This is a genomic window from Streptomyces sp. NPDC006265 (assembly GCF_040613555.1).
Taxonomy (GTDB): Bacteria; Actinomycetota; Actinomycetes; order Streptomycetales; family Streptomycetaceae; genus Streptomyces.
Genome location: NZ_JBEXSH010000591.1, coordinates 1 through 5,733, shown reverse-complemented (window position 1 = coordinate 5,733; position 5,733 = coordinate 1). Strand labels below are relative to the sequence as shown.

At 72.8% G+C, this 5,733-nt stretch carries 6 protein-coding genes; 1 reads left to right on the top strand and 5 read right to left on the bottom strand.

Annotation, left to right across the window (positions count from 1 at the left end; all coding sequences use genetic code 11):
• The 5 genes from ABZ281_RS34735 to ABZ281_RS34715 form a co-directional block, all read right to left on the bottom strand.
• A partial coding sequence (locus ABZ281_RS34735) for an ABC transporter permease (RefSeq protein WP_356662036.1) occupies positions 1-825 on the bottom strand: 825 nt, incomplete at its 3' end.
• Positions 822-1,637, bottom strand: a complete 816-nt coding sequence (gene modA, locus ABZ281_RS34730; protein ID WP_356662034.1) for a molybdate ABC transporter substrate-binding protein — start codon at positions 1,635-1,637, stop codon at positions 822-824. The genes modA and ABZ281_RS34735, both read right to left, overlap by 4 nt.
• A gap of 146 nt (positions 1,638-1,783) precedes the next feature.
• Positions 1,784-2,575, bottom strand: a complete 792-nt coding sequence (locus tag ABZ281_RS34725) for a ribonuclease BN (RefSeq protein ID WP_356662032.1) — start codon at positions 2,573-2,575, stop codon at positions 1,784-1,786.
• Positions 2,576-2,728: 153 nt separating this feature from the next.
• Entirely contained in the window at positions 2,729-3,541 is an 813-nt protein-coding gene (locus ABZ281_RS34720) for a PaaX family transcriptional regulator C-terminal domain-containing protein (RefSeq protein WP_356662030.1), read from the bottom strand.
• Positions 3,542-3,556: 15 nt separating this feature from the next.
• Entirely contained in the window at positions 3,557-5,176 is a 1,620-nt protein-coding gene (locus ABZ281_RS34715; RefSeq protein WP_356662028.1) for an AMP-binding protein, read from the bottom strand.
• 127 nt (positions 5,177-5,303) lie between these two features.
• On the opposite strand from ABZ281_RS34715, the gene ABZ281_RS34710 reads away from it, so the two are divergent.
• Positions 5,304-5,733, top strand: a 430-nt coding sequence (locus ABZ281_RS34710) for an acyl-CoA dehydrogenase family protein (RefSeq protein ID WP_356662026.1), incomplete at its 3' end; no start/stop codon positions are given.

Here is a 5,733-nt window from a genome sequence, read left to right as displayed (position 1 = left end):
GCCTCCAGCGTGCGTGCCTGAAGGCTCTTGCCGCGTGAACCGGCGGGGAGTCGTTCGGTCGCCTCGATCGCTCTGCAGGGCCAGGTAGACGGCCAGGGGCATGGTCTGGGTGCGGCCGGGGAAGTTGCCGGCGAAGGTGATCGTCGCGCCGAACTCGCCGAGCGCCCGCGCCCAGGCGAGGACCGCGCCCGCCGCGATGCCCGGCGCGATCAGCGGCAGCGTGACCCGGCGGAACGCGGTGAAGCGGGACGCGCCCAGGGTGGCGGCCGCCTCCTCGTAGCGCGGATCGGCGGCCCGCAGGGTGCCCTCGACGCTGATGACGAGGAACGGCATCGCCACGAACGCCTCCGCGATCACGACACCGGCGGTGGTGAAGGGCAGCGTGATTCCGAACCACGCGTCGAGCCACCGCCCGACGATGCCGTTGCGGCCGAGCGCCATCAGCAGCGCCACACCGCCGACGACCGGAGGCAGGACGAGGGGCAGGGTGACGAGGGCGCGTACGAGGCCGCGGCCGGGGAAGTCGACGCGGGCCAGCAGCCAGGCCAGCGGCACGCCGATGACCAGGCTCACGCCGGTGGCCGCCGTGGCGCTGAGCAGGGACAGCCTGAGGGCCTGCCATACGTCCGGGCTGGTCAGCTGCGCGGGCAGGCTGTGCCACGGGGTCCGTACGAGCAGGGCGATCAGCGGCACGATCAGGAAGGCCAGGCCGATCAGCGCAGGGACCAGCAGGGGCAGCGGGACGCCCGTCCGCACGCGCCGGCGCCGCGGACCGCCCCGGAGCGTGTCGGCTCCGGCGCGAGGCTTGTCGGTCGGGAGTGTCACGGCTTGCGGAACCCGGCCCCGCTCAGGACCTTCTGGCCCTCGGCGGACCGCACCAGCGCGATGAACGCCTTGGCGGCCTCGGCGTTCCCGGCGTCCTTCAGCAGGGCGATCGGGTAGTCGTTGACGGCGCCGGCGGACTCGGGGAACTCCACGCCCTCCACCTTGTCACCCGCAGCGCGCACGTCCGTCTTGTAGACGACGGCGGCGTCGGCCTCCTTCAGCTCGACCTTGGTGAGCGCGGCCTTGACGTCCTGCTCGTAGGAGACGGGGGTGAGCTTGAGCCTGCTCGCGTCGAGGGCCCGCTGCGCGGCGGCGCCGCACGGCACCTCCTCGTCGCAGAGCACGACCTTCAGGCCCGCCTCGGTGAGGTCCACGAGCGAGGAGATCTTCCCGGGGTTGCCGGGCGGGGTGGCGATCTCCAGCTCGTTGCGGACGAAGGTCGCGGGGGTGCCCGAGGCGACCCCGGCGTCCGTGACGATCTTCATCGTCTTGGGGCTGGCCGAGGCGAAGACGTCCGCCGGGGCGCCGCCGGTGATGCTCGCGGCCAGCGAGTCACTGCCGCCGAAGCTGAAGGTGACCTTCGTGCCGGGGTGGTCCTCCTCGAACTGCTTGCCCAGCGTCGTGAAGCTCTCCTTCAACGAGGCCGCGGCGAACACGGTCACCTCCCCGGAGAGCTTGCCCGGCCCGGGGGAGTCCGGCTTCGCCGAGGAATTCGAACCGGACGACGAGCAGGCGCTCAGGGCCAGCAGGGCTGCGGCTCCTCCCACGGCCGCCTGGAGCGGGCGGCTGGTCCGGCGCGTGCTACGGGTCATCACGGATCTGCTCCCTCGGATCAGCATGCGCCGATGATAATGCCGCAGATGCGAGGGGAAAGACCCCTGTGTATGCGCATGAGCGAGGACAGAGATCCCAGCAGGTGGCATGTGCGTTCGTACGGCAGGGTCGGCCGGGGTCTGCTCTACTCGCCGCGGTTCCGGTGTCCGTGGTGCTCCAGCGCCCAGCGGCCGAGGAGCGCGCCGCCGTAGACGACGTAGCCCACGCCGATGAGCCAGGACTCCACGACGAGGACGACGCCGACCGCTCCGTAGCTGATGGCGTTGGTGACGATGAGCGGGGTGAAGACGAAGTAGGAGAACATGCGCAGGCCGACCAGGCCGGCCATGGTGGCCAGCGCCCCGGGGAGCAGATCGCTCCAGCGGACCTGCCCGCCCAGCAGGAAACGCTGCCCCCACCAGAAGAACAGCACGCCGGACGCCGAGCTCAGCGTGATCCGCTCCGGCCCCGAGACGATGCTGCGCGTCTGCACCTCCTGGTACAGGTACGCGGTCATCGCGATCATCCACACCGCCTGCCGCCAGACGCGGTGCCACGGGCCCGAGGGCAGGCCCCAGATCCGCTCGTAGCCGTTCTGCACGCTGCCGCCGAACGCGACGCCGAAGACCGCGAGGGCGACCCCGCCGAGCACGCTCGTGGTGCCGATGACCTTGAGCGGCGGGCTGATGATGTCCGTGAGCACCCGCGCGGATCGTCCGGACAGCCCCATGCCGTCGGCGAGCCACAGGGCGAATCCGCCCCGTTCCAGGGGGTCGGCGGCGGCGACCACGATGAGCAGGGGCGCCAGGGTGACCAGGGCGAGGGTGGCGAACCCCGTGGCCCGGTGCAGCAACTCCACCTCGCGGCCCTGCCGGACGAGGGTGTGCGCACCGGCCCGGTGCCACCCGCCGCGCACCGAGCGGCCCCACCGCTTCACGGGAGCCGGTCCGTGCGGGAGCCGGTCGTCCTCGGTGGTGTGGTGACGGTCATCCCTCGGTCCGCCTCCCGGTGCGTGCTCCGTCCACTCGCGGACATCGTTGACCGTTCCACGGCGGGGCAAACGCCGCAAACCGGGCGACGCCTGTGTGGGTCAGAGACCCACGAACCCCGCTCCCGCGTCCCGCAGCCGCTCGTGCAGCCCGCGGAACACCGCCGAGGAGCGGACCCCCGGCCAGTCCGCGGGAAGCAGCTCGGACGGCAGGCCCGGGTCGGTGTAGGGCAGGTGGCGCCAGGAGTCCAGGGCGAGGAGGTAGTCCCGGTAGGCCTCCTCCGGCGGGGTGTCCTCGCGCTTCTCCCAGGCGTGCAGCACGCGCGCGTGGCGGTCGAGGAACTCCTCGTGCTCCTTGGCGATGGCCGCCAGGTCCCACCACCGGGCGACCGCCTCCGTGGTCGCGGCGAAGCCGAGGTGGTCACCGCGGAAGAAGTCGACGTACACGTCGAGCCGCAGCCGCTGGAGCGTGTGCCGGGTCTCCTCGTACAGCCGCGCGGGCGCGATCCACACGCCCGGAGCGGCCGTGCCGAAACCGAGGCCGGCCAGCCGGGAACGCAGCACGTGCCGCTTCTGCCGCTCCGACTCCGGCACGGAGAACACCGCGAGCACCCAGCCCTCGTCCTCGGGTGGAGCGGAGGCGTAGATGCGGCGGTCGCCGTCGTCGAGCAACTGACGGGCGTCCGGGGACAGTTCGTAACCGGCCGCGCCCTGTGCGGTGCGGGCGGGCACGAGCAGGCCGCGTCTCTTGAGCCGTGACACCGAGGAGCGTACGGACGGAGCGTCCACGCCGGCCGCGGCCAGCAGCCGGATCAGTTCGGCTACCGGCACGGGGCCCGGCACGAAGCGGCCGTACGCGCCGTAGAGCGTGACGATGAGAGACCGTGGTGCATGGTGGTCGGACACGTTGATCATCTTAGGTCGTACGGATCATTCCCGGTCGCCTTCCGGTACCCCTGGGGCACGCAGTCTGAACCGCTGGAGCTTGCCGGTGGCCGTGCGCGGCAGCGCGTCCAGGAAGACGATCTCGCGCGGGCACTTGTACGGCGCCAGCTCGCTCTTCACGAAGGCGCGCAGCGCCTCGGCGTCCCGCCGTGCGGCCTCCTTGAGGACGGCGAAGGCAAGCACCACCTGCCCGCGGGCCTCGTCGGGCCGTCCCACGACCGCCGCCTCCACCACGTCCGGGTGCCGCAGCAGCGCGTCCTCCACCTCGGGCCCGGCGATGTTGTACCCGGCCGAGATGATCATGTCGTCGGCGCGGGTGACGTAGCGGAAGTAGCCGTCGGGGTCGCGGACGTAGGTGTCGCCGGTGATGTTCCAGCCGCCGCGGACGTAGTCCCGCTGGCGCGGGTCGGCGAGGTATCGGCAGCCGACCGGTCCGCGTACGGCGAGCAGTCCCGGCTGCCCGTCGGGCACGGGCTCGCCGTCCGCGTCCTGCACGCGCGCCTGCCAGCCCGGCACCGGAACGCCCGTGGTTCCGGGCCGGATCCGGTCGTCTGCCGCGGAGATGAAGATGTGCAGCAGCTCGGTGGCGCCGATGCCGTTGATGACGCGCAGGCCCGTGCGCTCGTACCAGGCCTGCCAGGTGGCCGCCGGCAGGTTCTCGCCGGCCGAGACGCAGCGGCGCAGGGAGGAGACGTCGTGCCCGTCGAGCTCGTCGAGCTCGTCGAGCATCGCGCGGTACGCCGTCGGGGCGGTGAACAGCACGGAGACCCGGTGCCGGGCGATGGCGGGCAGCAGCTGCCGGGGCCCGGCCTGTTCGAGCAGCAGCGCACGGGCGCCGGCCCGCAGCGGGAAGACCACCAGGCCGCCGAGACCGAAGGTGAAACCCAGCGGGGGACTGCCGGTGAACACGTCGTCCGGGCCCGGCTGCAGGACGTGCCGGGAGAACGTGTCGGCGATCGCCAGGACGTCCCGGTGCAGGTGCATGCAGCCCTTCGGGCGGCCGGTGGTGCCCGAGGTGAAGGCGATCAGCGCCACGTCGTCGGCCGCCGTCGCCACGGCCTCGTACGGGCTCGTGGGCGCCGGGCGGTTGAGGAGGTCGTCCGGGGCGTCGCCGCCGTAGGTCGCGATCCGCAGGCCGGGGATCTCGGCCTTGGCGAGGTCGTCGACGGCCCGGATGTCGCACAGGGCGTGCCGCACCCGCGCGATCTCGCACATCGTGCTCAGCTCGTGCGGGCGCTGCTGGGCGAGCACCGTGACCGCCACCGCCCCCGCCTTCAGCACCGCCAGCCAGCAGGCCGCGAGCCAGGGGGTGGTGGGGCCGCGCAGCAGCACCCGGTTGCCCGGGACGACACCGAGCTCGCCGGTGAGCAGATGGGCGACGCGGTCCACCCGGGCGCGCAGATCGCCGTACGTCCACGGCTCGCCGGTGGCGGTGAGGAACGCCGGGCGGTCGGCGGGCGGGCCGGTCAGCAGTTCGGCGGCGCAGTTGAGCCGTTCGGGGTAGTGCAGCTCCGGCAGGTCGAAGCGGAGCTCGGGCCATTGGTCCGGGGGTGGCAGATGGTCCCGGGCGAAGGTGTCGACGTGGGCCGTGCGCCGTGCGTTCATACGGTTCGCCCCCTTGGCGTGGTGGGCTCGCCTCTGGAGCGTATCGTGTTGGTGACGACAGTCAACGGTCCGCGATAGCCTCGGAGTGGCCCAGCCGGAACGCAGGGTGGCGGAGAAGGGACCGGCGATGACCGCATTCTCGCTCGAACCGGCACAACTCGCCTGGTGCGCCGAACTGCGCGCCCTGGCGGCGGAACGGCTCCACCCGCTGGCCGACAAGGGTGAACCGGGGCATGTGAACCGGGCCCTGGTCGCCGAGCTCGGCAGCCTCGGCCTGCTCGGTCGCCTGTTCACCTCGGGCGCGCTCGACCTGTGCCTGATGCGCGAGTCCCTGGCCTACGCCTGCACGGAGGCCGAGACGGCCCTGGCCCTCCAGGGCCTCGGCGCCCATCCGGTGCACGCGTACGGAACCGAGGCGCAACGCGCCCGCTGGCTCCCCCGGGTCACCGCCGGCACGGCGATCGCGGCCTTCGCGCCGAGCGAGCCCGGGGCGGGATCGGACGCGGCGGCACTGGAGCTGCGCGCGGAGGTGGAAGCCGCCGCACAGGACGGCCGGG